Origin of the sequence: Oryzomicrobium terrae, from assembly GCF_008274805.1 — a bacterium.
Taxonomy (GTDB): Bacteria; Pseudomonadota; Gammaproteobacteria; order Burkholderiales; family Rhodocyclaceae; genus Oryzomicrobium; species Oryzomicrobium terrae.
Genome location: NZ_CP022579.1, coordinates 975,231 through 1,000,516, shown reverse-complemented (window position 1 = coordinate 1,000,516; position 25,286 = coordinate 975,231). Strand labels below are relative to the sequence as shown.

Annotated in this window: 27 protein-coding genes; 18 read left to right on the top strand and 9 right to left on the bottom strand. The window is 63.4% G+C overall.

Annotated features, from left to right (window positions below; genetic code table 11):
• The first annotated feature begins 16 nt into the window (after positions 1-16).
• From fliS to OTERR_RS04625, 5 genes are all read left to right on the top strand, one after another.
• On the top strand, positions 17-430 hold the full coding sequence (gene fliS / locus OTERR_RS04645) for a flagellar export chaperone FliS (protein WP_149425000.1): 414 nt from the start codon (positions 17-19) through the stop codon (positions 428-430).
• A gap of 18 nt (positions 431-448) precedes the next feature.
• Positions 449-757: a flagellar protein FliT gene (locus tag OTERR_RS04640; RefSeq protein WP_149424999.1), complete on the top strand. Its 309-nt coding sequence runs from the start codon at positions 449-451 to the stop codon at positions 755-757.
• Positions 758-825: 68 nt separating this feature from the next.
• Positions 826-1,935, top strand: coding sequence for a flagellar hook-length control protein FliK (gene fliK / locus OTERR_RS04635; protein ID WP_187775307.1), 1,110 nt, complete (start codon positions 826-828; stop codon positions 1,933-1,935).
• Positions 1,922-2,260, top strand: coding sequence for an EscU/YscU/HrcU family type III secretion system export apparatus switch protein (locus tag OTERR_RS04630; protein ID WP_149424997.1), 339 nt, complete (start codon positions 1,922-1,924; stop codon positions 2,258-2,260). The genes fliK and OTERR_RS04630 overlap by 14 nt, the downstream gene beginning before the upstream one ends.
• A 146-nt stretch (positions 2,261-2,406) precedes the next feature.
• Positions 2,407-3,186, top strand: a complete 780-nt coding sequence (locus OTERR_RS04625; protein ID WP_054620481.1) for a flagellar brake protein — start codon at positions 2,407-2,409, stop codon at positions 3,184-3,186.
• Between the two features lie 92 nt (positions 3,187-3,278).
• Here the strand turns inward: OTERR_RS04625 and fliE are convergent, their stop codons facing one another.
• From fliE to OTERR_RS04610, 3 genes are all read right to left on the bottom strand, one after another.
• Positions 3,279-3,608 (bottom strand): flagellar hook-basal body complex protein FliE, encoded by a 330-nt coding sequence (fliE, locus tag OTERR_RS04620; RefSeq protein WP_054620482.1) that lies wholly within the window; start codon positions 3,606-3,608, stop codon positions 3,279-3,281.
• 153 nt (positions 3,609-3,761) lie between these two features.
• Positions 3,762-5,273, bottom strand: coding sequence for a sigma-54-dependent transcriptional regulator (locus tag OTERR_RS04615; protein WP_054620483.1), 1,512 nt, complete (start codon positions 5,271-5,273; stop codon positions 3,762-3,764).
• 14 nt (positions 5,274-5,287) lie between these two features.
• A complete protein-coding gene (locus tag OTERR_RS04610) occupies positions 5,288-6,496 on the bottom strand; it encodes a sensor histidine kinase (protein WP_342780113.1) in 1,209 nt (402 codons plus the stop codon).
• Between the two features lie 201 nt (positions 6,497-6,697).
• Between OTERR_RS04610 and fliF the strand changes: the two genes are divergently transcribed.
• From fliF to fliR, 13 genes are all read left to right on the top strand, one after another.
• The gene (gene fliF / locus OTERR_RS04605; RefSeq protein WP_149424996.1) at positions 6,698-8,434 is read left to right on the top strand and encodes a flagellar basal-body MS-ring/collar protein FliF; all 1,737 of its coding nucleotides are present in this window, start codon (positions 6,698-6,700) and stop codon (positions 8,432-8,434) included.
• A gap of 30 nt (positions 8,435-8,464) precedes the next feature.
• On the top strand, positions 8,465-9,466 hold the full coding sequence (gene fliG / locus OTERR_RS04600) for a flagellar motor switch protein FliG (RefSeq protein WP_054620485.1): 1,002 nt from the start codon (positions 8,465-8,467) through the stop codon (positions 9,464-9,466).
• Positions 9,467-9,501: 35 nt separating this feature from the next.
• Positions 9,502-10,212, top strand: a complete 711-nt coding sequence (fliH, locus tag OTERR_RS04595) for a flagellar assembly protein FliH (RefSeq protein ID WP_149424995.1) — start codon at positions 9,502-9,504, stop codon at positions 10,210-10,212.
• A gap of 114 nt (positions 10,213-10,326) precedes the next feature.
• Positions 10,327-11,703, top strand: coding sequence for a flagellar protein export ATPase FliI (gene fliI / locus OTERR_RS04590; RefSeq protein ID WP_246154454.1), 1,377 nt, complete (start codon positions 10,327-10,329; stop codon positions 11,701-11,703).
• Positions 11,704-11,814: 111 nt separating this feature from the next.
• The gene (fliJ, locus tag OTERR_RS04585; RefSeq protein WP_246154334.1) at positions 11,815-12,213 is read left to right on the top strand and encodes a flagellar export protein FliJ; all 399 of its coding nucleotides are present in this window, start codon (positions 11,815-11,817) and stop codon (positions 12,211-12,213) included.
• 145 nt (positions 12,214-12,358) lie between these two features.
• Positions 12,359-13,423 carry a flagellar hook-length control protein FliK gene (locus tag OTERR_RS04580; RefSeq protein WP_149424994.1) on the top strand — a complete coding sequence of 355 codons (1,065 nt, stop codon included), beginning with the start codon at positions 12,359-12,361 and terminating at the stop codon, positions 13,421-13,423.
• A 167-nt stretch (positions 13,424-13,590) separates the two neighbouring features.
• Entirely contained in the window at positions 13,591-14,118 is a 528-nt protein-coding gene (gene fliL / locus OTERR_RS04575) for a flagellar basal body-associated protein FliL (protein WP_149424993.1), read from the top strand.
• 34 nt (positions 14,119-14,152) lie between these two features.
• The gene (gene fliM, locus OTERR_RS04570; protein ID WP_054620490.1) at positions 14,153-15,175 is read left to right on the top strand and encodes a flagellar motor switch protein FliM; all 1,023 of its coding nucleotides are present in this window, start codon (positions 14,153-14,155) and stop codon (positions 15,173-15,175) included.
• Complete coding sequence (fliN, locus tag OTERR_RS04565; protein ID WP_149424992.1) at positions 15,168-15,632, top strand: flagellar motor switch protein FliN; 465 nt, start codon at positions 15,168-15,170, stop codon at positions 15,630-15,632. The genes fliM and fliN overlap by 8 nt, the downstream gene beginning before the upstream one ends.
• A 140-nt stretch (positions 15,633-15,772) precedes the next feature.
• Positions 15,773-16,273 carry a flagellar biosynthetic protein FliO gene (gene fliO / locus OTERR_RS04560; RefSeq protein ID WP_149424991.1) on the top strand — a complete coding sequence of 167 codons (501 nt, stop codon included), beginning with the start codon at positions 15,773-15,775 and terminating at the stop codon, positions 16,271-16,273.
• A 64-nt stretch (positions 16,274-16,337) separates the two neighbouring features.
• Positions 16,338-17,066, top strand: coding sequence for a flagellar type III secretion system pore protein FliP (fliP, locus tag OTERR_RS04555; RefSeq protein WP_281290349.1), 729 nt, complete (start codon positions 16,338-16,340; stop codon positions 17,064-17,066).
• A complete protein-coding gene (gene fliQ, locus OTERR_RS04550) occupies positions 17,063-17,332 on the top strand; it encodes a flagellar biosynthesis protein FliQ (protein ID WP_054620493.1) in 270 nt (89 codons plus the stop codon). Before fliP ends, fliQ begins: the two co-directional genes overlap by 4 nt.
• 30 nt (positions 17,333-17,362) lie before the next feature.
• Complete coding sequence (fliR, locus tag OTERR_RS04545) at positions 17,363-18,142, top strand: flagellar biosynthetic protein FliR (RefSeq protein WP_149424990.1); 780 nt, start codon at positions 17,363-17,365, stop codon at positions 18,140-18,142.
• A gap of 22 nt (positions 18,143-18,164) precedes the next feature.
• On the opposite strand, the gene OTERR_RS04540 is transcribed toward fliR, so the two are convergent.
• From OTERR_RS04540 to OTERR_RS04515, 6 genes are all read right to left on the bottom strand, one after another.
• The gene (locus tag OTERR_RS04540; RefSeq protein WP_187775306.1) at positions 18,165-18,725 is read right to left on the bottom strand and encodes a hypothetical protein; all 561 of its coding nucleotides are present in this window, start codon (positions 18,723-18,725) and stop codon (positions 18,165-18,167) included.
• Complete coding sequence (flgL, locus tag OTERR_RS04535) at positions 18,725-20,101, bottom strand: flagellar hook-associated protein FlgL (protein WP_054620496.1); 1,377 nt, start codon at positions 20,099-20,101, stop codon at positions 18,725-18,727. The genes OTERR_RS04540 and flgL overlap by 1 nt, the downstream gene beginning before the upstream one ends.
• An 83-nt stretch (positions 20,102-20,184) precedes the next feature.
• Positions 20,185-22,257 (bottom strand): flagellar hook-associated protein FlgK, encoded by a 2,073-nt coding sequence (gene flgK, locus OTERR_RS04530; protein WP_149424989.1) that lies wholly within the window; start codon positions 22,255-22,257, stop codon positions 20,185-20,187.
• Positions 22,258-22,366: 109 nt separating this feature from the next.
• Entirely contained in the window at positions 22,367-23,422 is a 1,056-nt protein-coding gene (gene flgJ / locus OTERR_RS04525) for a flagellar assembly peptidoglycan hydrolase FlgJ (protein WP_149424988.1), read from the bottom strand.
• A gap of 19 nt (positions 23,423-23,441) precedes the next feature.
• Entirely contained in the window at positions 23,442-24,572 is a 1,131-nt protein-coding gene (locus OTERR_RS04520) for a flagellar basal body P-ring protein FlgI (protein ID WP_425466025.1), read from the bottom strand.
• Between the two features lie 21 nt (positions 24,573-24,593).
• Positions 24,594-25,280: a flagellar basal body L-ring protein FlgH gene (locus tag OTERR_RS04515; protein WP_246154333.1), complete on the bottom strand. Its 687-nt coding sequence runs from the start codon at positions 25,278-25,280 to the stop codon at positions 24,594-24,596.
• Positions 25,281-25,286 lie beyond the last annotated feature (6 nt).

Sequence of the window (25,286 nt, the reverse complement as noted above, 5' to 3'; positions counted from 1 at the left end):
GGCCCAAAGGACTTACATGTTTGTTAGCCGCAACCCCATTGCCGCCTATGCAACGGTGGGCGTGGAAACATCGGTGGAATCGGCCAGCCCGCACAAGCTGATTCTGCTGCTGTTTGAAGGCGCCAAAGCGGCAATTCTTGCCGCCAAGTTACAGATGTCGAATGGGGAAATTGCCGCCAAAGGCGCCTCCATTTCCAAAGCCATCGACATCATCAACAATGGGCTCAAGGCCAGCCTTGATCTTGAGGCCGGCGGCAGCCTGGCTGTACAGCTCCAAGCGTTGTACGAATACATGTCGGATCGTCTGCTCTTTGCCAACCTGAAGAACGAGCCAGCCGCACTGGACGAAGTACTGGGGCTGCTCGCCCAAATCCACTCGGCCTGGGAAGAAATCGGCGACCGCCCCGAAACCGCCCCCGCCGCCCGATAGCACCAACGTCACAACCCTATGTCCATCACTGCCACGGGATCATCAGACCCCTATGAGGCTTTCCTCAGCTGTTCGGAGGAAATGTTTGCTGCTGCCGTCAAACAAGAGTGGGACACCCTCACCACCTTGATGGAGCAGCGCAGCCAGTGGGAATCCGAGATCCGGCGTCTGCGTGCGCTGGATGGTCCGCGCCAGCCGCTCAGCCCGCGCCAGCAGGAAATCTTTCGCCGGGTGCTCGATCTGGATCGCGAAGTCCAAGAACGTGTCGGTCCCTGGCTGACCCATGCAGGCAAGTTACTGAAAAGCTGGGGCGCACTCCCCTCCTGAGCCCTATCCAGCGGCGGTTTGCACGTCGCCGTTCTGACTGACACCACTCCGGTCGCGCCATCATGAGCATGATCCCCGCCGACCTGGCTTCTCGACTGAGGCTGCTCAGCGAGAGCACGGTTCAGCCCCTTACCCCGGCAAGCGAGATTTCGGACAAGCTGTCCGATCTCGTTCCTGGGCAACGGGTTTTGGCCGAGATTCAGGCACAGTTGCCGAACGGGGCTTACCGGGCGATGGTGGCACAGCGGGAGTTAGTACTCGCCCTACCGTTTTCAGCCAAGTCAGGGGACTCCCTCGAACTGGAGGTGGTGGAAAACGACGGCCGACTGGCCCTCGCTCTCCTCACCAAGGTTGGCGAAAAAGAACAGGCACCGCCTTCTGGCGTTACCGCCAGTCTGAGCCAAGCCGGCAAGCTGATCAGCACGCTGTTGAGTGGGGACAACTCCCAAGCCCAGAACAAGGGGGCAATCCTCAATAGCGGCGCACCAATTCTCGCCACCCCCCCCAACGACGATACGGCAACGCCACAGCTTGCCCGCGCGCTGCAGCAGGCGGTTGGCACCAGTGGGATGTTCTATGAATCCCATCAAGGCAAGTGGATCGGAGGTCAAATGCCGCGGGAAGCGCTCCTGGCCGAACCCCAGGGGAAGCTATCGCGACTGCTGACATTACCCTCCACCGCCGCAACGTCCCCCGCCGGGCCAGCCGACGCACCGCTATTGACCTCCTCGCGAAACGAAAGCGCAGCATCGGCCGCCCAATCCCCCTTACCACCGCCCGCCAGTCTGCCAGGCGCGGGCACCCCGGCCGTAGCCCCCGAAGCCACGCAGCTAGTGCAGCAACAGCTCGCCGCCCTGGCCAATCAGGTATTTGCCTGGCAGGGCCAGGTTTGGCCGGGGCAGGATATGCGCTGGGAAATCAGCGAAGAGGAAAAGCAACGGAGCAGTGGTGGGGAGGAAGCCCCCCGCTGGCAGACCAGCCTGCACCTGCAGCTGCCCTCCCTGGGAGGCATTGACGCCGAACTACGCCTCCAGGGCAGCAACCTTACCTTGCACATGACGGCGCCGGCCGAAACCAGCGAGCGACTGCAAAACGCCACCCCGGCCCTGCACCAGGCCCTGGCCGATGCCGGGCTGGCCCTCACCGCCGTCGATATCCAGCGCCATGACCAAGGCTGACAACCTCAAGAGCGCGGTCGCCCTGGCCTATCTCGAGGCGGACGTTGCGCCCCGGGTCGTCGCCAAGGGACGGGGCGTGATTGCCGAGGAAATCATTTCCCGTGCCCGGGAACATGGCGTCTACGTGCATGAATCACCAGAGTTGGTGGCCTTACTGATGCAGGTCGATCTTGATGACCGCATCCCCCCCCAGCTCTACGTGGCCGTTGCCGAACTGCTTGCCTGGCTGTATCGCATCGAAAGCGGCGGATCCAACGAAACGCCCCCGCTGTTCAAAGGTCCGGCCCACCCAATACGACCTGACCAGGCCGTGAATTCGCCGTAACACGGACTTTTTTCGCGCCGATCCCGCCGTGGATGGATTAAACTTCTGCCGCAAATCAGGGCACCCAGTCTCATGCCGCTCATGTCAAAGACTGAGGGATCGCACCATCCGCACCACCATTTGCCCGCTGGCCCACGAGATACAACATGCCCGATAACGAACAGGCGCAGGGAGCAGAAAATCTGACCTCGCCCTTCGATCTCGAAGAATCAGACCATTACAGCAAGTACCTGCTGTTCTCCCGCAGTGAAATGCTGTTCCTGCTCCGTGCGCTCCAACAAAAGGGCTGCATGGTCACCGCCCATTTCGACCACGGCAACTCCTTTTTCCTCACCTCCCTGATCGAGGTGGATGGGGATGAGCTCGTGTTTGATTACGGCAGCAACGACGAAATGAACCGCAAGGTCCAGGGGGCCGACAAGGTGGTATTCACCTCGTCCCTGGACAAGGTAAAAGTCCAGTTTTCCCTGCCCGGCCTGAGCGCAACGACCTACGAAGGACGGCCAGCGTTTTCCGGCGCCATCCCCGAATCGATCCTGCGCCTGCAACGACGGGAGTATTTCCGCCTTTCCACGCCATTGGCGAGCCCCCTCAAATGCTTCATTCCGACCGAGGAAGGCATTCTGGAAACTACGGTGCTCGACATCAGCGGCGGCGGGATCGGCTTGATGCTGCCCGCAGACCGCAAGGACTTTCCGGTCGACAGCGCGTTTAGCAACTGCCGCCTAGAATTGCCGGAGGAAGGTACGATCAATTTCAACATGATCGTGCGCAACGCATTTTTCCTCACCAACAAAAGCGGCAATAGTTACCTGCGTATCGGTTGCGAATTCGACAACCTCTCCGGTGCTCGCCTTTCCGCCATTCAGCGCTACATCACCCGCATCGAACGGGAACGCAAGGCGCGGGAAAGCGGCATGCTGTAACGCAAGGGAATACCGCAGATAGCAACGAAACAACGAAAAAGGCCGGTATCTGACGATACCGGCCTTTTTTCCGTACTCGCTGCAAACAGGCCTTACACCTGCATGTTCATCACGTCCTGATAGGCCGCCACGAGGCGATTACGTACCTGAACCATTTCCTGGAAGGAAACGTTGGCCTTTTGCAGGGCAATCATGACCTCGTGCAGGTTGGCGTTGGGATCACCTCCAGAGAAGTTCTCCGCCATGGATTGCGCCTGCTGCTGAGTCTGGTTGACCTGATTGATCGAATTTTGCAGAACCTGGGCGAAATCAACCCCGCCCGGAGCGGCGGCATCCGCTCCGGCCTGGGCCGGCTTGCCGGCGGCCAGGGCGGCAGTGGCGCGCATCTGGCCGAGAAGGTCATTGATTCCGTTGCTGTCCATAGGTCTTCCTAAAATCTTCCCTCACTTTAGCAGGAAATGGGCCAACTACCAGGGGCCAACTGCCAGAAGTAGCCAACGCTCGGCATTTCTTCCACCCATCTCACAAGCGGCCTCTCACCATTAACGGCCAGTGGCAGCTGGGCTGTAGGGACATCACTCTTTGAGAAACCCCGCTTCCCGGTACTGCTTGAGCTTATGACGCAAAGTACGCTCGGAAATTCCCAAACGCTCCACGGCCAGCTTGCGAGAACCGCCGACGGCGCGCAGGGTTTCCAGGATGTGCTCTCGCTCCAGATCCCGCATGTTCTCGGTACGGCGCGGCGAGCCAAGCGACATATCACCAGCAACCGAGGCGGCCGCAAAGGCAGGCTGGGCGGGCATCTCCACGGGGGGGAGGCTGGAAGGCGCGTGGATATTGGTTCCCAAGGGGACACCACTGAAGAATGGCTCCCCGTGCGGAGTTTGGACGGGCATTGGGGAAAAGTCCGACACCGTCGGCTGTACCGGCGCGGCCATTGGCGGTGTCACCATGCCACCAGGCCGAGCCGGCAGATGCAGATGCTCGGCATCGACCCGGTCGGCCGGTGCCAGGATCATCGCCCGCTGCATGACGTTTTCCAGCTCGCGGATGTTGCCCGGCCAGTCGTGAACCGTCAGGGTGTGCTCTGCGGCCGGTGTCAGGGACAAGCCCGGCCGGCCGATTTTGCCGCCCCGGTCGGCAAGAAAGTGCCGGGCCAGGGGCACGATATCGGCACGCCGTTGCCGCAGCGACGGAATCGGCAAGGGGAAGACATTGAGGCGGTAATACAAGTCCTCGCGGAAGATACCCTTGGCGACGGCCTCGGCCATGTCCCGGTTGGAGGTGGCGACAACGCGGATGTCCAGGGACACCGGCTTCTTGCCGCCGACCCGTTCCACCTCCCGTTCCTGCAGCACGCGCAGCAGCTTGGCTTGCAGCGACAGGGGCATTTCGGTCACTTCGTCGAGGAGCAGGGTGCCGTTCTGGGCCTGCTCGAACTTGCCCGCCTGGGCCTGGGTAGCGCCGGTGAAGGCGCCCTTCTCGTAGCCGAACAGGGTGGCTTCGAGCAGGCTATCGGGAATCGCCGCACAGTTGATGGCAACGAAGGGGCCGTCGCGGCGCGCCGAGTTGCGGTGGATGTAGCGGGCGACAACTTCCTTGCCCACGCCGGATTCGCCGGTGAGCAACACCGTGGCGTCGGTCTGGGCCACCCGGGCTGCCAGGGAGAAGAGGTTGCGCGAGGCCGCATCGGCGGCCACCACACCGGCATCGCCGGCCATGTCAGGCAGCCGGTAGCGGGCGATGTGGGCGAGCAGGGCCTGGGGCTCGAAGGGCTTCATGAGGAAGTCACAGGCCCCAGCGCGCATGGCCTCCACTGCCCGATCCACGTCGGCAAAGGCGGTCATCAGTACCACCGGCAGGTGCGGCCAGCGGCTGCGGATCGATTTGAGCAAGGTGATGCCATCCATCGGCTCCATGCGCACATCGGAGACGACGATGCCCACCGGTCGGGAATCGAGCACCGCCATCGCCGCCGGACCAGAATCCACGGCGACCAGTGGCTCCCCCGCCAGTTCGAGGGTGTCGCAAATGGCTTCACGCAGATTGGGGTCGTCTTCTACAACCAGGATGGGCAGGGTGGTCATGACAGTGAAAGCAATCAGTATTCGGGGGGTGACGCCGGATTCGCCGCCGGCGCCGTGCCGGCGGGCAGTTCGAGGATGAACTCGGCGCCCTCGCCCGGGGTGGAGCGGACATCGATGGTACCGCCATGGGCCCGGGCCACGCCGAGGGCGATGGCCAGGCCGAGACCGGTGCCTTGTCCCCGGGTGGTGAAAAAGGGCTCAAAAATACGCGCAACCATTTCCGGAGCAAGACCCGGGCCTGTATCGCGCACGGCGATGTACGCCCTCCCTCCGGACACCGTCAAGGCAAGGTGCACCGCCGGGGCGATTCCGGCCGCGCTGCGCTGCTCGCAAGCTTGCAAGGCATTTTCAAGCAGGTTGATCAGGGCCCCGGAGAGGGCCTTGTGGTCGCCGACCACGACCAGCCCCGGCGCCGCGCCCTCGACGATGAACTCGACCCCCTGGCGGCGCATCAGCGCCTCGACGGCCAGGGACGCTTCCAGCATCAACCCGTCCAGCGAGACCACCTCCCGGCCGATGCTCTCACCCCGGGCGAACAGCAGCACGTCCTGGATCAGGCGCTCCAGCCGCTTGAGTTGGGTGGTCGCCTTGTCGGCGAAGCGCATGCGCGCATCATCGGCCAGGTCGGGGGTCCCCAGGTTGCTGCTATAGAGCAGCGCCGTGGCCAGAGGGGTACGCAACTGGTGGGCCAGGGACGCGGCCATCTCGCCCATCGCCGCCAGGCGCTGGCTGCGCTCCAGGCTGGCCTTCATGGCGTGGGCGGAGGTGATGTCGTGCAGCAGGACGATCCGCCCTCCCGATGAATCCAGGGGGCTTTCCGCCGTGGAGAGGCGCCGTTCGCCGTGGCACCACTCGTCCGGCGTAGCGGAAGGCCGCAGCACCTCTTTCGACACCTGGCGCCACTCCAGACCGACCGGGTCGCGACCGAGCATTTCCTGGGCCGCGGGGTTGGTGCTGGTCACCACTCCGGCCCCATCCACCGCCACCACCCCCGCCGGCAAGGCATTGAGCAGCAGGGAGAGGCGCTCGGACAAGGCTTCCTTTTCCTGGTACTGGCGACGCAATTTACCGTTGGCCACTTCCAGTTCAGACGTCAGGCGCACCACCTGCCCCTGAAGCGCCTCGTAGGCCTGGGTCAGCTCCTGGGAAACCTGGTTGAAAACGGAGAAGGCCCGTTGCAATTCCTCGGCCTTCACCTCCGTCATGCGATCGGCATCGGTCACAACAGAACCTCGCGGGGCGATATCACGACCAGCAAGAACTGGCCCTTGTTTACGGCCGCCATAGTAGAATATTTCACGGAATTTTTTCGCTTTTCGGAGCCCACCCGGCAAAATCGCCCGGGCTGGACATTTTCCCGGCCTTGCGGCCCTTTTCATCCGACTCCGCTAGCGCGACCTCTCACCGAGACCTAATCACCTAACATGGCGGCCGCCACCGACACCTCAGCCGATGCCGTGCAGGCTCCGCCGCCTGCGACCAAGCCCCTGGACCGTCTCCGGGAAGGGGTGAACCGGCTCACCAACCAGCAAAAGATCATCCTCATGGTGGCGCTGGCCGCCGTGGTCGCGCTGATTGTCGGTGCCGTGCTGGCCAGCCGCCAGCCCGACTACAAGGTGCTGTTCTCCAATCTGTCGGAGAAAGATGGCGGCACCATCATCGCCAGCCTTGAGCAGATGAACGTTCCCTACCGTTTCTCCGACGGTAGCGGCGCCATTCTGGTCCCCAGCGACAAGGTTCACGAAGTCCGCCTGCGCCTCGCTTCCCAGGGGCTGCCGAAAGGCGGACTGGTGGGCTTCGAGCTGATGGAGAACCAGAAATTCGGCATCAGCCAGTTTGCCGAACAGGTCAACTATCAGCGCGCCCTGGAGGGCGAACTGTCCCGCACCATCCAGTCAGTGGCCACGGTCGAGAACGCCCGGGTACACCTGGCCATTCCCAAACCGTCGGTGTTCGTCCGCGAAGAGCAGAAGCCCACCGCCAGCGTGATGGTGCATCTCTACCCGGGGCGGGCCCTGGAGCCGGCCCAGGTGGCGGGCATCCAGCACCTGGTCGCTTCCAGCGTACCGCAACTGCCAATCGCCAACGTCACGGTCATCGACCAGCAGGGCAACCTGCTCTCCCAACTCAAGAGCAAGTTGATCGAAGCCGGCCTCGACCCCACCCAGCTCAAGTACGTCGGCGAGGTCGAAGCCTCGGTGATCAAGCGCATCGACGACATCCTGGCACCGGTGGTCGGCCCTGGCAACGCCCGAGTTCAGGTGGCTGCCGACGTGGATTTTTCGCAGAACGAGCAGACCGCCGAAAGCTATCGCCCCAACGGCTCGCCACCCGATATTTCCATCCGCAGCCAGCAGATTTCCGAAACGGCCAACGTCAACCCACCGGCCCAGGGCGTTCCCGGCGCCTTGAGCAACCAGCCGCCGGTACCGGCCACCGCCCCCCTGACCCAACCCAACGTGGGCGGCACCGGTGCCCAGCCTCTTGCCCCCGGACAGCAACCTCCGCCACCGGGCAAGATCGACGCCGCCGGCGTGACCGCACCGATCTATTCCGCCGGCCAGCCAGTCAACACCCGCAAGGACTCCACCATCAACTACGAGGTGGACCGTACCATCCGCCACACCAAGGGCTCGATCGGTAACATCCGCCGCCTGTCGGTGGCGGTGGTGGTCAACAACCGGCCGGACAAGGACAAGACCGGCAAGGTGATCGAACGGGCCTTGAACGAGCAGGAGATCAAACAGATCAACGATCTGGTGCGTGAGGCCATGGGCTACAACAAGGACCGGGGCGACACCCTGTCGGTAGCCAACGCACCGTTCAACCTGGGCGACAAGACGACCCTGGAAATTCCGTTGTGGAAGCAGCCTGAGGCCATCGAGTTCGGCAAGGAACTGCTGAAGTGGTTGGCGGTGGCCGGCATCGTCATGCTGATCATCATGATGGTGATCCGCCCGGCGCTGAAGACCATGTTCCCCCCTCCCGAGGAAGAAGAGGAGGAAGAGGAACCCGGTATGGAAACCATCGAGGACGAGGACGGCACCATCCTCCATATCAACCCCTTCGAGCAGAAGCTTGCCGAAGCCCGGGAACTGGCCAAGGAGAACCCCAAGGCCGTGGCCAACATCATCAAGGACTGGATGGACGGCGGCGCCTGATCGGCGCAGCACTCCTCCTGGTAACGCCCCATGGCAGCCACTGACGAAGCCGTTGAAAAGAGCGCCATCCTGCTCATCGCCCTGGGCGAGGAAAATGCCGCGGAAGTACTCAAGCACCTCGGCCCGCGGGAGGTGCAAAAGCTTGGCCACGCCATGGCCGGCCTCAAATCCGTGCCCCGGGCGCGCATCGAGCAGGTGCTCGAAGAGTTTCACGCCATCGTCTCGGAACAAGCATCGCTGCACGTCGATACCGATGCCTACATCCGCAGCGTGCTGACCAAGGCCCTGGGCGACGACAAGGCCACCAACCTGATCTCGCGCATCCTCCAAGGCGGCGAGACCAACGGCATCGAAGGCCTGAAGTGGATGGACGCCCCGACGGTGGCCGATCTGATCAAGAACGAGCACCCCCAGATCATTGCCACCATCCTGGTACACCTGGAGCACGACCACGCCAGCGAAATCCTCTCCTACTTCACCGACCGCCTGCGCAACGACGTGGTGCTGCGCGTTGCCACGCTGGAAGGCGTCCAACCGGCGGCCCTGAAAGAACTCAACGACGTCATGCTCGGCCTCATCTCCGGTTCGGCCAACGTCAAGAAGGCCGCCATGGGTGGCGTACGCACCGTGGCCGAAATCCTCAACTTCATGGGTACCGCCAACGAGACATCGGTCATCGACTCGATCCGCGAGTACGATCCTGACCTGGCCCAGAAGATCCTCGACGAGATGTTCGTCTTCGAGAACCTCAACGATCTGGACGACCGCTCGGTACAGCTGCTGCTGCGCGAAATCCAGTCCGATTCCCTCATCCTGGCGCTCAAGGGCGCCTCCGAAGGGCTGCGCGAGAAGATCTTCAAGAATATGTCCCAGCGTGCCGCCGAAATGCTGCGCGAAGACCTGGAAGCCAAGGGCCCGGTGCGGTTGTCCGAAGTGGAAGCAGAGCAGAAGGAAATCCTCAAGATCGTCCGGCGCCTTGCCGACGAAGGCCAGATCGTCATGGGTGGCAAGGGCGACGACCAGTTCGTCTGACCCCCTGCCCCCTGGTGTTAGCGCATTTTTGATCCATGGCCGAGAACTACATTCCCAAAGAAAAGCTCACTGCCTACGAACGGTACGAGCTGGCAGCTTTCGATGCCCCCCCGGAACCGCCGCCAGCCACGGTGGAATCTCACGAACTCCCCGATTCCCAGTTGCCGGTGACGCCCCTGCCCACGGCGGAGGAGCTTGAGCATATCCACGAGGAGGCGCGCCAAGCCGGTCATAACGCCGGCTATGCCGAAGGCCGTGAGCAGGGCTACAACCAGGGCTATACCGAGGGCCATGCCGCCGGCCGCGATGAAGGCCTGGCCGAGGTACATGCCCAAGCCGCCCGGCTGGCGGCCCTGGCCGAACAACTCGACGGGGCTGCGCGCCACCTCGATCAAACCGTGGCCGACGACGTGCTGGCCCTCGCCTTGGAAGTGGCCCGCCAGGTCATTCGCCAGGCTCTGCGAGTCAAGCCCGAGCTACTGCTGGCAGTGGTCCGGGAGGCCCTGGTTGCCCTGCCCCATGCCGAGCGCCCCCTGCTCTACCTGCACCCGGACGATGCAACGCTGGTGCGCGAGCACCTGGGCGAGCAGATCCAGCACGCCGGCTGGCGGGTGGTGGAGGACATGTCCGTGCCGCCGGGAGGCTGTCGTGTCGAAGCCGGCAGTAGTGAAGTGGACGGCACCCTGGCCTCACGCTGGAAACGCACCCTGGACGCCATCGGCCTCCACCAGGATTGGCTGGAATAACCTGGCGTGGAACCCGATCAAATTCAGCCGGCAGCCCCCCCTGCTCCGGATATCGAAACGCCGGTCGATAGCGGCGCCCCGCAGCCGGTCAACCGGCACGCCAAGCTAAAGACCTTGTTGTCCCAGTGCCGCGAGGGCCTGGATAGCGCCGCGCCGCTACTGGTTTCTGGCAAGCTCACCCGCATCAACGGTCTGGTCATGGAGGCTGCCGGCCTGAAACTCCCGCTTGGCAGTTCGGCCAAAATCATGCCGGTTGGCGGCGCGCCGGTGGAAGCTGAAGTGGTCGGTTTCCACGGTGAAAAGCTCTTTCTGATGCCGTCGGACGATATCTACGGGCTCTCGCCGGGGGCCCGGGTCGCCCCCTACGAGAGCACGGTTGCCGAACCGCGCCTCGACCAGCCTCGCCTGATGCGCCGCCGTGCCGCCGACCGGACCAAGCTGGTCCCGGTTGGCGAATCCATGCTCGGCCGGGTTGTGGATGGCGCCGGGCGCCCCTTGGACAACCACGGGCCACTCCATGCCGAGGCAATGCGTCCGCTACACTCCCGACCGGTCAACCCAATGTCCCGGGCGCCGATCGCCCAGACCCTGGACGTGGGCGTGCGCGCCATCAACGGCATGCTCACCGTCGGTCGGGGCCAGCGTATGGGCCTGTTCGCCGGCTCCGGCGTGGGTAAATCGGTGCTACTAGGGATGATGGCCCGTTACACCGAGGCCGAGATCATCGTCGTCGGCCTGATCGGCGAGCGGGGCCGGGAAGTCAAGGAGTTCATCGAGCAGATCCTTGGCGAGGAGGGTCTGGCCCGTGCGGTGGTGGTCGCCGCCCCCGCCGACACCAGTCCATTGATGCGCCTGCAGGGCGCGTCCTACGCCACCACCCTGGCCGAATACTTCCGCGACCAGGGCCACCAGGTGCTGCTGATCATGGATTCCCTGACCCGCTACGCCATGGCCCAGCGCGAAATCGCCCTGGCCATCGGCGAACCGCCGGTCACCCGGGGCTATCCCCCTTCGGTCTTCGCCCGACTGCCCCAACTCGTGGAGCGGGCCGGCAACGGACCGGACGGCGGCGGCTCGATCACGGCGTTCTACACCGTGCTGGCCGAGGGCGATGACCAGCAAGACCCCATTGCCGACTCGGCCCGAGCCATCCTCGACGGTCACATCGTGCTCAACCGCTCCCTGGCGGATGCCGGCCACTATCCGGCCATCGACATCGAGCAGTCGATCTCCCGGGCCATGGTGAACCTCATCACCCCGGGACAGTTCGACCACGTGCGCCGCTTTAAGCAACTCTTCTCGCGCTATCAGCGCTCCCGCGACCTGATCGCCGTCGGTGCCTATGCGCCCGGATCGGACCCCCTGCTCGACCAGGCGGTCAGTGCTTTTCCCCGGCTCGAAGCCTTTCTCGTGCAAAACCTGGGGGAGCGCTCCACCTATCCGGACAGCATTGCCCAACTGGAGCAGCTGTTTAGCCCCGGCGGCGTTTGACCTTGGCGTCAGTCGGACTAAGCTGTCTGCTTGAGGTCCAGAATACGCCACCAACAATCCCGTCTGTCATCCATGGCCAAGGCCGCATCGCTCCAACCCCTCATCGATTTGATGCAAGATCGCGTCGACGATGCCACCCGCGCCCTAGGTGCTCTGGTATCGGCCGAACAGGACGCCAAATCAAAGCTGCAACTCCTCGTCCAGTACCGGGAGGAATACGTGGCACGCTTCCACGACGCCGGCACCCAGGGCGTTTCCCTGGCAGTATGGCGTAACTACCAGGTATTCATCGACCGCATCGACCAGGCCATCGCACAGCAGCGGGCCGCCGTCGCCGCATCGGAGCTGCGCACCGCCGAAGGTCAGGCCGAGTGGCTACACCAGCGCAACAAGCTGAAAGCCATCGACACCCTCTTCCACAAGCGTCAGGAAGGCGAGCGCCTAGTGGAAAACAAGCGCGACCAGAAATTCCAGGACGAATTTGCCGCGCGCCGCTTCAAGCCGGAATAGGTCACCACACCCGGCAGCTCTACCTGCGCATACGGGTTGAAACAGACTACTACCCGGTCATTCCGGCCACTGCCACCGGCTACTGGCATATCCCTTGCTAAAGACCCCATGACAAAAACTTCGCCTGCTTGTGCACGAGGGCCTCATGGGAATTTCTGCCGCTACTGCTTCTGCCATCGCCAAGGTGGTGCCGCCACCTGCCCAGGCCTCGGCCAATGCTGGCGTTAACAACAGCAACGCCAGCGACGCGAACGAGACCGCCCCGACCAGCAAAGGGGATTTCATGGCGGCCCTGCTCGCCCAGTTGCGCGGCAGCGGCACCCAGGAGATCGTCGTGCCCGGTGGCAGCGACAAGGGCAAAGCCGAGCCCGCGGTCGGTGAGGACAGCGAACTGACCGATCCCGCGGCCTTCATGGCTGGACTGCAAGCGGCCTTCAACCTCGCCCCGCAGCCCGCCACCAAAGTGGCTCCGGCGGCAGGCGCCGGCGACAAGGCCGAGCCGAGCATTGCCATCACCACCGGCACCCCGAGCGAAGCCATGGCGACACCCAGCGAAGAATCGCCGCTGCTGGGCCTGGCGGCAGATGGCGGCAAAGCGGCAAAAACTGCCGGCTTCGATGCCGCCTTGAAGGATGCCGACGTCAAGCTTGCCGCCACGGACGCTCCGCCGACGCCCCTGACCAATCCCAGTGCCACCCACGCCCAGCCCCACCAAGTTGCCACCGACGACACCACCGTCCAGACTCCAGTGCGCGACGCCCGCTGGGGCGAAGAATTCAACCAAAAAGTGGTCTGGATGGTGAAGCAGGACCAGCAGAGCGCCCAGTTGACGCTCAACCCACCCCAGCTCGGGCCGGTGGAGGTCACCATCCACGTGGGACCTGACGCCAAAGCCAGCGCCACCTTCATTTCTCCCCATGCCGAGGTCCGGGAAGCCATCGAGGCCGCACTGCCGCGCCTGCGTGACATGATGGCCACCGCCGGGGTATCCCTGGGCCAGACCAACGTCGGCAGCGAATCCATGGCGCAACAGCAGCAAATGGCACAGCAACAGCAGAACCCCCGCTCGTTCAGCCAGGGTAGCGCCGGCAAGGGCCAGGGCGGCGAGGGAGGTGGCGGTGAGGCCACTGCTATACTAGGCGCCGACGGGGTATCCGGACGTTCGGGCCCGATCCGGCAAGGTGTTGGTCTGGTAGACACATTTGCGTAAGGGCACCGTTTGATCCGAATCGTTTGAGACTTTTCTGCTCGCCAGCCATACAGTCCCGGCCCTTCCGGGCCGTTATGACCGACATGGCACACTGGCCTGCCCGGGTCGTCCGATCCAGGTCTCGCGGTTCCCGCCCCACCGCAAACAACTACCTCTAGGGAGAGTGCATGGCCAAGACCGAAGCCAAGGCCGCCGAAGCCGCGCCGAAGAAAAGCAACGCCAAGCTACTGATCATCCTGCTGTCCGTCATTCTGCTCGTCGTCCTGGCCGGCGGCGCTTTCCTGCTGCTCAAGCAGTCAGATCACGCTGACGAGGACGAGGACGTGGTCCAGCAGGAAAAGCCGAAGAAAAAGAAGAAGGAAGCGCATGCTCCCGTGTTCCAGGCCCTGGAAACTTTTACGGTCAACCTGGTGCCCGAGCAGGGGGATCAGTATCTGCAAGTCGGTATTTCGGTTGAGCTGGAAGACGTGACCGATGGCGAGAAGCTCAAGGTCTTCATGCCCAAGCTGCGCAACCAGATCACCCTGTTGCTGTCGTCGAAAAAGGCCTCCGAGCTCACCAGCAAGGAAGGCAAGGAAAAACTGGCCGAAGAACTGCGCGAAACCATCAACGTGACCCTCGATCCGCCGCCCAAGGGCAAGAAAGCCGAGAGCCCGGTCAAGGAAGTCCTGTTCACCTCGTTCATCATCCAGTAACCCCGCAACCGCCCCTTAACCGGACACCCACCCCATGGCCCAGGATTTCCTCTCTCAGGAAGAGGTTGACGCCCTACTCAAAGGCGTCACCGGGGAAACTGACGAGCCCGAGGCCGAAGTCGCCGCCACGGGCGGGGTAAGTGCGTACAACCTGGGCACCCAGGAGCGCATCGTCCGCGGGCGGATGCCCACCCTGGAACTGGTCAATGAGCGTTTTGCCCGCTACCTGCGCATCGGCCTGTTCAACTACATGCACCGCAACGCCGAGGTGTCGGTGGGGCCGATCCGGGTGCAGAAGTACAGCGAATTCATCCGCAACCTGGTGGTGCCGACCAACCTCAACCTGATCATCGCCAAACCCCTGCGCGGCACGGCCTTGGTGGTGTTCGATCCGAACCTGGTGTTCCTGGTGGTGGACAACATGTTCGGCGGCGATGGGCGCTTCCACACCCGGGTGGAAGGGCGCGACTTCACCCCCACCGAGCAGCGCATCATCCAGGGCATGCTCGGCGTGGTGTTCAGCGAATACGAACGGTCGTGGAAGCCGGTGCAGGAACTCAAGTTCGAGTATGTGCGCTCGGAAATGAACTCCCAGTTCGCCAACATCGCCACCCCCTCGGAGATCGTGGTGTCCACCACCTTCACCCTGGAATTCGGCGGTGCGGCGGCGGATATGCATATCTGCTTCCCCTATTCGATGCTGGAGCCGATCCGCGATCTGCTCTACAGCACCATGCAGAGCGACCACCTGTCCACCGACAAGCGCTGGGTCGCCACCCTGCGCCGCCAGTTGCAAGGGGCGGAACTGGAGCTCGTCGCCAACCTGGCCCAGGCCACCGTGTCCCTGCGTCAGGTGCTCAACATGAAAGCCGGTGACGTCATCGGCGTCACCATCCCGGAAAAACTCACCGCCTCGGTGGACGGCGTGCCGGTCATGACCTGCCGCTACGGCCAGCAAGGCGGGCAGTACGCCCTGAAGGTCGAGGGCTTCGTTAACGCCGACCTGCTCGACCCTCCCGCGCCCACCCCGATCGACACGGGAGAGCAGCATGGCTGACTTGGAAAACAACGTGGATAGCAATCAGGAAAATCCCAACACCGGCGGCGAGGATCAAATCAGCGAAGACGACTGGGCCGCCGCGATGGCCGAGCAGGCCGTCTCCGACGAGGCTGCCAGCAGCAGCGCTCCGGCCGCCCAGCCTGCCGCCATCTTTCCGTCCTTCGGCGAGGAATCGTCCAAGAACGGCATGATGAAAGAGCTCGACATGATTCTGGACATCCCCGTCCAGCTCACCGTCGAACTCGGCCGCACCAAGATCACCATCAAGAACCTGCTGCAACTGGCCCACGGTTCGGTGGTGGAACTCGACGCCCTGGCCGGCGAACCCATGGACGTGCTGGTCAACGGCACCCTGATCGCCCAGGGCGAGGTGGTGGTGGTGAACGACAAGTTCGGTATTCGCCTCACCGACATCATCACCCCGTCAGAGCGGATGCGTAAGCTGGGCCGATAAGCGCCACTGCCGCGGCCCGGCCGCCCTTTCACGGGTGCCACGTACCGTCCAACCGCCTTCGGGCGGTTTTTTATTTGCCCTGGCTTCGATTACCATAGGGCGGTTTATCTCCCCGCCTCAAGCACGCGTCCCCGAGCCTCATGCCCCTTTCCCTTTTCTGGCGCTTTTCCCGCCTTTGCCTGCCCTTGCTACTGGCCGCGCCCCTGGCCCGGGCAGAAGGGGAGAATATGGCCGCCGGGGCCACGGCAACGCCTCCGGGTACGGCGGCAAATGCGGCCACCGCCATCGGTACCGCAGCACCGCTCGCCGCCGGCAGCCTTCTGCAAGCCCTGCTCGGCCTGATCCTGGTCCTCATCCTGCTCATGGCCGCTGCGTACTGGTTGCGCAAAGTTCAAGGCCAGCGGGGCTTAGGAGGCGGACTGATGCGGGTAGTGGCCGCCCTGCCCCTGGGCACCCGGGAACGCATCGTCATCGTCGAGGTGGGCGATACCTGGCTTGTACTGGGCATCACCGCCCAAGGCATCACGCCGCTGCACACCCTGCCCAAGGGTGAAGCACCGCCGCCGGCGGAGCTGCTCACGCCCTTTGCCGACAAACTCAAAGAATTCATCGATCGCCGTCATGGCTCCGTCCGTTCCTGATCACCACCTCGCGGAACCCCGCGCCAGTCGGCCATCTTCACGGGGCCTGCCTGGAAAAGCCCTATTGGCGGGCATCTTCGGCCTGCTTGCCCTGAGTGCCGCACCAGTGCTGGCTCAGAGCGTGCCAGCCTTTAACAGCACCCCGGGCCCCGGTGGCAGCACCAACTACACGCTGTCGATCCAGACGCTGCTGTTCCTCACCTCCCTGACCTTCATCCCGGCAGCGCTGCTGATGATGACGGCGTTCACCCGCATCGTCATCGTGCTGTCGATGCTGCGCCAGGCGATCGGCCTGCAAATGGCGCCGCCCAACCAGGTGGTGATCGGTCTCTCCCTGTTCATGACTTTCTTCGTCATGGCGCCGACCCTGGAAAAGGTCTACCAGGACGCCTACCAGCCCCTGTCGGAAAACAAGATCACCTTTCCCCAGGCCATCGAACGGGCCTCGGTGCCGATGAAGCAGTTCATGCTGCGCCAGACCCGGGAGGCCGACATCGCCCTGTTCGCGCGCTTCGCCAAGGTGGACCGCATCGAAAAGCCCGAGGACGTGCCGATGCGCATCCTGGTGCCCGCCTACGTCACCAGCGAGTTGAAGACCGCCTTCCAGATCGGCTTCATCATCTTCATTCCCTTCCTGGTGATCGACATGGTGGTGGGCGCCACCCTGATGTCCATGGGCATGATGATGATGTCGCCGGTGATGGTGGCGCTGCCCTTCAAGATGATGCTGTTCGTGCTGGCCGATGGCTGGCACCTGGTCCTGGGTTCCCTCGTACAGAGCTTTGCACCATGAATACCGGTACCGTCGTCGAAATCGGCCGCCAGGCCGTAGAGGCCACCATTCTCCTGTCCGGGCCGATGCTCGCGGTCGCCCTGGTGGTGGGTCTGCTCATCAGCATCTTTCAGGCCGCCACCTCGCTCAACGAGGCGACCCTGTCGTTCGTACCCAAGGTGCTGGCCATGTTCGCCACCCTGATCATCGCCGGTCCGTGGATGATCCAGACCGCGGTGGATTTCATCACCCGGCTGTTTACCGCCATTCCCCAGTTGATCGGCTAAAAGGCCGCCCAGGCGAACGCCCCGAGCGCCATGTTCTCGATCTCCAGCGGCGACTTCAACGCCTTCATCCTGTCGTTTTTTCTGCCCCTGGTCCGGGTACTGTCGCTGATCACCGTCGCCCCGGTCTTCTCCAGCACGGCCTTACCGCGCCGGGTGCGACTACTGTTCGGCCTGGCGGTCACCCTGGGGCTGCACCCCCTGCTGCCGCCCCCGCCGGCGCCCCTGGAGCCGAACTCCCTGGTGGTACTGCTCCTCCTCGGCCAGCAGATCGTCATCGGCGTGGCCATGGGCTACGCCATGCGCATCGCGTTTGCCGCCATCTCAGTGGCCGGTGAATTCATCGGTTTTCAGATGGGCCTGTCCTTCGCCACCTTCTACGATCCGCACTCCTCGGCGAACACGGCCGTCGTCACCGAATTCATCAACCTGTTCGCCCTGCTGGTGTTTCTCTCGCTCAACGGCCATCTGACGATCATCGCCACCGTGGCGGAGAGCTTTCGCCTGATTCCGGTGTTTTCGCCCTTCCCGCACCCGGACTCCTGGTTCAACCTGGTCCGCTTCTCGGCCCTGATGTTCTCGGGGGGATTACTGCTGGCGCTGCCGGTGGTGGTGGCGCTGTCGATCACCAACATCGCCCTGGCGGTCCTGTCCCGGGCTGCCCCCCAGCTCAACCTGATCGCCGTCGGCTTTCCCATCACCCTGGCCATGGGCATGGTGCTGATATCCCTGTCCCTGCCCTCGATGGTGGCGCCGTTGAGCCAGTTGATCGATCAGTCGATCAATGCCTCGTTGCTGATCTTCAAGCCCTGACGGGCGTGCGGAGCGGCGCGCGCTAGTCGCGGTAGAAGTTGGAACGGGGCGTGGTCGGCGCCGACACCGGCTCGGCCAGGGGGAAGGCCCCCGCCACCAGTTCCACAGCCCCTTCGGCCACCCGCTGCGCTTGGGGCGTGCCCGATTCGACCCCTTCGGTGTATTCCAGCACCCGGTAGGAGGCGGCGCCGGTTTCGCGGCGCAATTGTTCGGCGCGTCGGCGGAAGATCTGGGAGGCCTCGCCCGAGCCACCGATATGGAAGCGCTTGAGCTTGAGCGCCATGCGGTAGGTGCGATCGTCGAGGCGCACTTCCTGGATGCTCCAATTGGGCGCCAGCGGATCGTAGACCAGGTAAAGAATGGCCCCCGCCCCTGCTGTCAGGGCGATCTGCTCGAAGGTATATGCCTTGGCCGCGGTCAACTGCACCTTGGCGTTGGGAATCACCGACGACGTGCTGGGATAGGTGCCATCCAAATTGGAGCACCCCGCCACCAGGGATAGCGCCGCCCCACACAGCGTCAGCGTGCCGGCCCGAACGCCAGGACGACGCCCGCCAGGCGAGCGGAGAAGGATCGAGGGCATCAGAGAATCTTGAACAGTCCGAGGCCGGTGATCTGCACAAAGGACTTCTGTGCCGCTTCCAACTGTACCGACTGTTTGGACAGCTTGGAGATGGCGTCGTAGTAATCCACGTCCACCAGATCGGAGATCGACGACTGGTATTGCACGTCCAGGGCTTGCCCAGCGGTGGTCAGGGAGTCCAGTTCATTCATGCGCGCCCCCTGGGAGGCCCGCACCTTGTTCACCTTGTCGAGGGACTGATCGAGATTGGTGATGATGGCGCCCAGCTTGTTGGCCATCTCGGTATTGCCGGCCCCCTCGCTGGTGTAGTTGGTGGCGGCAGCCCCCAGGTTGCTGTGGGTCATCTTCTGCCCGGCCGTCTGCACCGGCGGGCTCTTGAGCAAATTGATCAGGTCACGCATGGTCTGGAACATGTCCTGATTGCTTTTGCTCGGTGCCACGGTAAAGCTGTCGCCGTCTTCGGGCTGGCCGGTGATGGTCACCTGACCGCCGGAATCGAAGGCTCCGCCGGCGAGCTTGATGGTCTGCCCGGGGATGAAAGCGCCACCCGGCAGGGGGCCGGCGGCCGCAGGAGGTGCCCCGGTGAACAAGGAGTTGCCGCTGACGTTGTCGACAATGTCGTAAGTGGTGGTGGGCGGATTGGCCGTGTAGTCCCGGGCAAACTTGATGGTGAAGTTGCCGGAATTGCCGGCGGCATTCCACTTGGACGGATCGGTCACCGCTCCCTTGTCGATCACCCCGGTGCCCATGTTCAGGCCGGAAGGGGGATTCAGGGCGTTACCGCCGGTATTGACGGTGAAGTTGCCGTTACCGTCCCGGATGCGCATGAAAATGTCGTTGCCGGAGTCGGTAATGGCAATCTTGCGCGAGGCTTCGACCTGCAGTTCGATCTGGCCATCGTCCCCCTGGTACTGCACGCCACCGGCGGAATTGACGATGAAGGGCTTGTTTCCCCCCTGGAAGCCGGCGAACAGGTACTGGCCGGTGCCATCCTGGGAATTGGCGATACCGACCAGATCCTGGAAGCGGGACTCCAGCTCGGTGGCCATGTCGGTCCGCTCTTTTTCGGTCAGAGACGGGTTGCCCGCGGCTACCGCCCGGTCACGCACCAGCTGAAGCAGGTCGTTGACCGAGCTCATGGTGCCCTCGACCAGCTTCAGGTTGTTATTGGCCGTCTTCTGGTTGTCCAGGTACAGGCTGTTGACGCTCCTGGACTGATCCAGCACCAGGGCCCGGGCCGAGGCCACCGGATCGTCGGACGGATTGATCACCCGCTTGCCGGTCGACAGCTGGTTGTGGGTGCTCAACAGGTTCGACTGATTGCGCTGGAGACCGAAGATCCCGGTGTCGTAAATTTGGGCGGTGCTTACGCGCATGGTGTTCTCCTCGCTGGCGCCGATTTATCGCGGGCCACTGTTACTTAAACGGCTACGGGCTGTTTGCTCGGCTATCCGCCGTCTTAGCGGCCGATGGACAGGATGGTGTCGAAGATGGTCGATCCAACCTGCAGCATCTTGGCCGACGCCTGGTACATGTACTGGTACTTGATCAGGTTGGCCGCTTCTTCATCCAGGTTCACCCCGGAAAGTGCCTGCTGGGAGGCCGTGGCCTGCTCCAGCTGAGCTTTTTGGGCATCGCCATTGACCTGAACCTCCCGGGTCTTGTTGCCGATACGCCCCACCAGGGAGCCATACACATCCTGGAAGGTCGATGTTCCCTGGCCGGTGCCAGTGTTGCCGGCCATGGTTTTCTGTGTCTGCAGCAAGCCCATCAGGTTGGCGTTACGGCCGTCGGTGGTTCCGGCGGTGTTCTTCGCCAGCGTGAAGGTATCGCCCGCTTTGGGGGTACCGCTGATGCTGAAGCTGACGTTATTGACCGTGGGCCCGTTGATGGTGATGGTATCGCCGGAGTTGAAGGCAACCGCATCACCGGCCGCCGCGATGGTGGTGCTAGTGGCCACGCCACTAGCATTGGTCACGACCACTGTTGCCCCTACCGGGAAGCCCCTCAGGCCAGTACTGGACGGGCTCGGCGGCGCGATGGCAGAGGTCGTGTACGTCAAGGTCAAGGGGGTGGCCGGCAGCAGGTAACCGGAACCCACCGTCCCTTGGGTGATCGTGGCATCGCCCTGGTTGGCCGTTGCAGCGCTGGCGCGGATCGGAGTGGCGGCAGCAATCAGCCGCGGATCGCCGGAAACCGCCGAGTTCACGTTGAAGTTGCGAGCCACTTCCTTGGTCGGCTGGATGGTGAAGCGATCGCCGTTGGCACCGGCGGTGCTGATATCCAGTTGCACCCCGTCGAAGCTGACCGTGGTGGTGGCGGGCGGCACACTCGCCACCGTGCCGCTGGCCACGCTCTGGTTATCCGACAGCCGCACCACGTTGTAGGCGCCACCGGCACCGAACTGCAGCTCGTAATCGCTGTTGGTCAGCAGGGTATTGAAGTTGCCGTTGGACTGGGGCTGCTGCAGGCTGGCCGTGAACGAGGCGGTGTTAGTCGCCGTGGCGTTACGGATGACCTTGGGCTGGGAAATCTGGAACAGCTGGGAAGCAAAGCCGGTATCGCCGGCCACGTTGCCGAGCAGATCCTGGCCCAAGGACTGCTGGGCATTGAAAGTGAGCGCCACCGAAGCCGCCATCTGGCCCAGGGTATTGCGCGCCCCGTCCAGGGATTCGGAGCGGAAAGTCAGATAGCCCCCCAGATTGCCGCCGCTGAGGATCGACTCCGGCATTTCCTGGGCGACGTTGCCAGTCGTGAGGGTCACGGCGATACGGGACGGATCGGCAGCCGAGGGCTGGGTACCCAGTTGATTGACCTGGGGGCCCACCACCAGCTGCTGGCCGGAGCCGATGAACACCGAGAAGCTGCCGTCGGACTGGGTGAGCGTGGTCACCCGGACTTCCTTGTTCAGATCGGACACCAACTGGTCGCGCTGATCACGCAAGTCGTTGGCCGGCTGGTTAGTCGCCGCCTCGGCCTCGATGATGCGCTGGTTGATCTGAGCGATCTGCTTGGCATAGGAGTTGATCAGGGAAACCGTGCTGGTGATCTGCTGGTTGGTTCCCTCGTAGATCTTGGTCAGCTTGTCTTCCATGGAGCGGAAGCGGGCTGCCAGGGTCACCGCCGTGGACGCCATGGTTCCCCTGGCCGTTTCGTTGGCCGGGTTCGCCGCCACCTGCTGGACCCCCTTGAAGAATTCCTGCAGGGCCGGGGAAAGCCCGCCATTGGAATCCGCCAACAGGTTGTCGATCTGGGAGATCTGCTTGTAATAGGTATCCAGCTCGCTGGCCGAGGTCTGGGACTGGGCCACCTGCTGCGACAGGTACTCGTTGTACATGCGGCGAACCGTCTGCACATGGGTACCCTGGCCGACAAAACCGGCGCCGGTGGGCAGGGGAACGTTGGTGGCCTGAGAAATGACCTGCCGGTTGTACCCCGCCGTGTTGGCGTTGGTGATGTTGTGCGAAGTGGTGAGAAGTCCGTACTGGGCAGCGCTGATGCCCGAGACCCCGATGCTGAATATGCCCGTCATTTGATGCTCCCGACTGGCCTTGTCTACGGCCGCAATCAGAAAAAGTTGAGCCGGGGTCAGCCAACGGGAACAGCTGCATCAGGCGAAAACGTCCTTACAACGTGGGTTCTCAGCCCGAGAGTGCCTGGCGCAGGGTGGCGCCGTTGATGATGCGGGAAAGCTTGTCCGCGTACATCGGATCCGTGGCATAACCGGCTTGCTGCAGAGATCGAGCAAACTCCGTGCCATCGGTTGAATTAAGCGCGCCGGCAAAGCGCGGGCGCTGCAGCAGGCTCGCGTAGTCGCGAAACGCCTCGGCATAGGAGCCGTACGCGCGGAATTTCTCGCGACTGGGCTGGGCGACGCCCCCTACGTACTCGGTGGTTGCGGCCTCCACAGCCCCGCCCTGCCAGCTGCGGCCGGCCTTGATCCCAAACAGGTTGTAGGAAGAAGAGCCGTCACCGCGGCGAATCTCACTCTTCCCCCACCCCGACTCCAGAGCGGCATGTGCCACCAGGAACTGGGCCGGAATCCCGGTACTGCGCGAAGCTTCCACCGCATGAGGCCAAATCCGGCTGACGAAATCACGCGCCGGACTGCCATCGCTGCGTCCATCACCACCAGCCGGCGCCACCGCCACGGAAGAGGTGGCAAGGTTTGCCGCCCGACCGGCTTCCATCACCTTGGCCCGCTGCTGCTCGCTCGCCAGGGACTGAAGCGCAGCAGCCACCTTGGTTTGCAGGCCAGGGGGCAGCGTCTCCATGCCCTCCGGCAAATTTGACCGCAGCCCGTTGAGCAACTGCTCCGGGGTCGGCGTAGCCACGTCAGGCTGTGCCGCATCCTTAGCCGCACCCGCTGCGACAACATCGGGAGAGAGACCCATGTTGCGCCCCAACTGCTGTTCGATCAGTTTGGCCAGCCCAACCCGGCCGGAACTGGCCAAGCGTGTCGCCAACTGCTGATCGAGCATGCCGGTGTAAAAGCGGGTGGCCTCGCTATCGAAGGGACCGTCCTGGGGAACGGTGTCACGCATGCTTTTCAACACCTGTTGCAGGAACAGGGCCTCGAACTGCTGCGCAGCTTCTTTCAGCGCCCCCTTGGGGTCGGTGGCCATCTTGGCCTTGATGTCCGCAGAGGTGCGGAGATCGCCGGCCAGTCGCTGGGTGGAGGGGTCGTAAGCCTTCATCACGCCAGTGTACTCCGGATCAGATCACTTCCAGTTCGGCACGCAGGGCGCCTGCCGCCTTCATCGCCTGGAGGATCGCCACCATATCCTGGGGCTTGGCCCCCAGGGTATTGAGCGCCTTGACCACATCTGCCAGGTTGGCCCCGGCGCGGACGTTCATCAAGGCGGTGCCGTCCTGCTTGATCTGGATATCCGCGTTGCTGGTGGCCGCGGTTTGCCCTTGCGAGAAGGCATTGGGCTGGCTGATCGCATTCTGGCTGCCAATCACCACCGACAGGTTGCCGTGGGCCACGGCGCAGGGATCGACCCGCACAGTCTGATTCATCACCACCGAGCCGGTACGGGAATTGAGGATGACCTTGGCGGGAAGCATGGCCGGCTTGACGTCGATGCCTTCAAGGCGACCGAGGAAGGCGATGCGGGCATTCGGATCGTCCGGCGCCGCCACCCGGATCTGGCGGCCATCGACGGCCTGAGCCACCGGTCCGACCTCCCGGTTGATGGCGTCGACGATGCGCCGAGCGGTATCGAAATCCGCCGTATTCAATTCGTAATGGATATAGCCGCCCTGACCGACCGCCGTCGGCACTTCGCGCTCCACCGTCGCCCCGGCCGGAATCCGCCCGGCAGAGAGGTGGTTGATCTGGGCGCTGGAGCCGGAAGCGGTCGCACCAACCCCGCCAACCGACAGGTTGCCCTGTGCCATGGCATAGACCTGGCCATCGGCCCCCTTGAGCGGCGTCATCAGCAGGGTACCGCCCCGCAGGCTCTTGGCATTGCCCATGGACGAGACGGTAACGTCGATTTGCTGCCCCGGTTTGGCATAGGCCGGCAACGCGGCCGTCACCATCACCGCCGCCACGTTGCGCAGTTGGGGAGGCTGCCCGTTGGCCGGCAAGTTGATGCCAAGTTGGGAAAGGAGATTGGTCAGACTCTGAACGGTAAACGGGGTCTGAGTCGTCTGGTCACCGCTACCATCCAGGCCCACCACCAGGCCGTAGCCAAGCAGCTGGTTGCTGCGCACCCCCTGCACCGAGGCCAGATCCTTGATACGTTCGGCACGCGCCGGCGTCGAGGCGACCAGGGCAACCACGGCGGCAAGGCACAGCATCGCCGCCGCACCACGAACAGACTTACGAGGACCGGTCATGGCCCCTCCCGAGAAATCGACTTAGAACGGGAGAACTGTAAGGAAGAATCGTGCCAACCAGCCCATAACCTGAGCTTCGCTGATGAAACCAGCGGATTTGTACTCGATCCGCGCATCGGCCACCTGGGACGAGGCGATGGTGTTGTTGGGGCCGACAAAGAGCGGATTGATCACGCCGGACAGGCGAACGAACTCCTGTTGTGCCCCCACCGACACCTGCTTTTCGCCGGACACGAGCAGGTTGCCATTGGGCAGCACCTCGATCACCGTGGCGGTAATGGTCCCGGAGAACACGTTGGTGTTGTTGGACTGACCCTTGCCATCCAGGGACGTATTGGACGAGGCATCCAGCCCCATGCCGAGGAAACTCTTGCCGGGCAACCCGCTCAACGTCGGCACCGCCGCCTTGATGCTGCCATCCCGCGAGGCCTTGGTCGCCTGGTTGGTCGACGCGTTGGTGTTCTCGGTGATGCTGATCGTGATGGTATCGCCCACGAAACGGGCACGCCGGTCCTCGAACAGGGGGCGGAAGTTGGCGTTCTGGAAAATACTGCCGTTACCGGCAACAATTTCCGGTCGCGCCTGGGGACGGGCCGTCATCGGTTGATGCACGTTGGTCGGCGGCACCGAGGTACAACCGCTCAGGATGGCCAACGCACCGGCCAAGACCGGCATCACCCATCCATGCAATCGAGTAAGAGCATTCATCACAGC

Excerpts from the sequence above, each read along its gene's own strand:
- fliS (WP_149425000.1), top strand. The coding sequence starts at position 17 with ATGTTTGTTAGCCGCAACCCCATTGCCGCCTATGCAACGGTGGGCGTG.
- OTERR_RS04640 (WP_149424999.1), top strand. The coding sequence starts at position 449 with ATGTCCATCACTGCCACGGGATCATCAGACCCCTATGAGGCTTTCCTC.
- fliK (WP_187775307.1), top strand. The coding sequence starts at position 826 with ATGATCCCCGCCGACCTGGCTTCTCGACTGAGGCTGCTCAGCGAGAGC.
- OTERR_RS04630 (WP_149424997.1), top strand. The coding sequence starts at position 1,922 with ATGACCAAGGCTGACAACCTCAAGAGCGCGGTCGCCCTGGCCTATCTC.
- OTERR_RS04625 (WP_054620481.1), top strand. The coding sequence starts at position 2,407 with ATGCCCGATAACGAACAGGCGCAGGGAGCAGAAAATCTGACCTCGCCC.
- fliE (WP_054620482.1), bottom strand. The coding sequence starts at position 3,608 with ATGGACAGCAACGGAATCAATGACCTTCTCGGCCAGATGCGCGCCACT.
- OTERR_RS04615 (WP_054620483.1), bottom strand. The coding sequence starts at position 5,273 with ATGACCACCCTGCCCATCCTGGTTGTAGAAGACGACCCCAATCTGCGT.
- fliF (WP_149424996.1), top strand. The coding sequence starts at position 6,698 with ATGGCGGCCGCCACCGACACCTCAGCCGATGCCGTGCAGGCTCCGCCG.
- fliG (WP_054620485.1), top strand. The coding sequence starts at position 8,465 with ATGGCAGCCACTGACGAAGCCGTTGAAAAGAGCGCCATCCTGCTCATC.
- fliH (WP_149424995.1), top strand. The coding sequence starts at position 9,502 with ATGGCCGAGAACTACATTCCCAAAGAAAAGCTCACTGCCTACGAACGG.
- fliJ (WP_246154334.1), top strand. The coding sequence starts at position 11,815 with ATGCAAGATCGCGTCGACGATGCCACCCGCGCCCTAGGTGCTCTGGTA.
- OTERR_RS04580 (WP_149424994.1), top strand. The coding sequence starts at position 12,359 with ATGGGAATTTCTGCCGCTACTGCTTCTGCCATCGCCAAGGTGGTGCCG.
- fliL (WP_149424993.1), top strand. The coding sequence starts at position 13,591 with ATGGCCAAGACCGAAGCCAAGGCCGCCGAAGCCGCGCCGAAGAAAAGC.
- fliM (WP_054620490.1), top strand. The coding sequence starts at position 14,153 with ATGGCCCAGGATTTCCTCTCTCAGGAAGAGGTTGACGCCCTACTCAAA.
- fliN (WP_149424992.1), top strand. The coding sequence starts at position 15,168 with ATGGCTGACTTGGAAAACAACGTGGATAGCAATCAGGAAAATCCCAAC.
- fliO (WP_149424991.1), top strand. The coding sequence starts at position 15,773 with ATGCCCCTTTCCCTTTTCTGGCGCTTTTCCCGCCTTTGCCTGCCCTTG.
- fliQ (WP_054620493.1), top strand. The coding sequence starts at position 17,063 with ATGAATACCGGTACCGTCGTCGAAATCGGCCGCCAGGCCGTAGAGGCC.
- fliR (WP_149424990.1), top strand. The coding sequence starts at position 17,363 with ATGTTCTCGATCTCCAGCGGCGACTTCAACGCCTTCATCCTGTCGTTT.
- OTERR_RS04540 (WP_187775306.1), bottom strand. The coding sequence starts at position 18,725 with ATGCCCTCGATCCTTCTCCGCTCGCCTGGCGGGCGTCGTCCTGGCGTT.
- flgL (WP_054620496.1), bottom strand. The coding sequence starts at position 20,101 with ATGCGCGTAAGCACCGCCCAAATTTACGACACCGGGATCTTCGGTCTC.
- flgK (WP_149424989.1), bottom strand. The coding sequence starts at position 22,257 with ATGACGGGCATATTCAGCATCGGGGTCTCGGGCATCAGCGCTGCCCAG.
- flgJ (WP_149424988.1), bottom strand. The coding sequence starts at position 23,422 with ATGAAGGCTTACGACCCCTCCACCCAGCGACTGGCCGGCGATCTCCGC.
- OTERR_RS04520 (WP_425466025.1), bottom strand. The coding sequence starts at position 24,572 with ATGACCGGTCCTCGTAAGTCTGTTCGTGGTGCGGCGGCGATGCTGTGC.
- OTERR_RS04515 (WP_246154333.1), bottom strand. The coding sequence starts at position 25,280 with ATGAATGCTCTTACTCGATTGCATGGATGGGTGATGCCGGTCTTGGCC.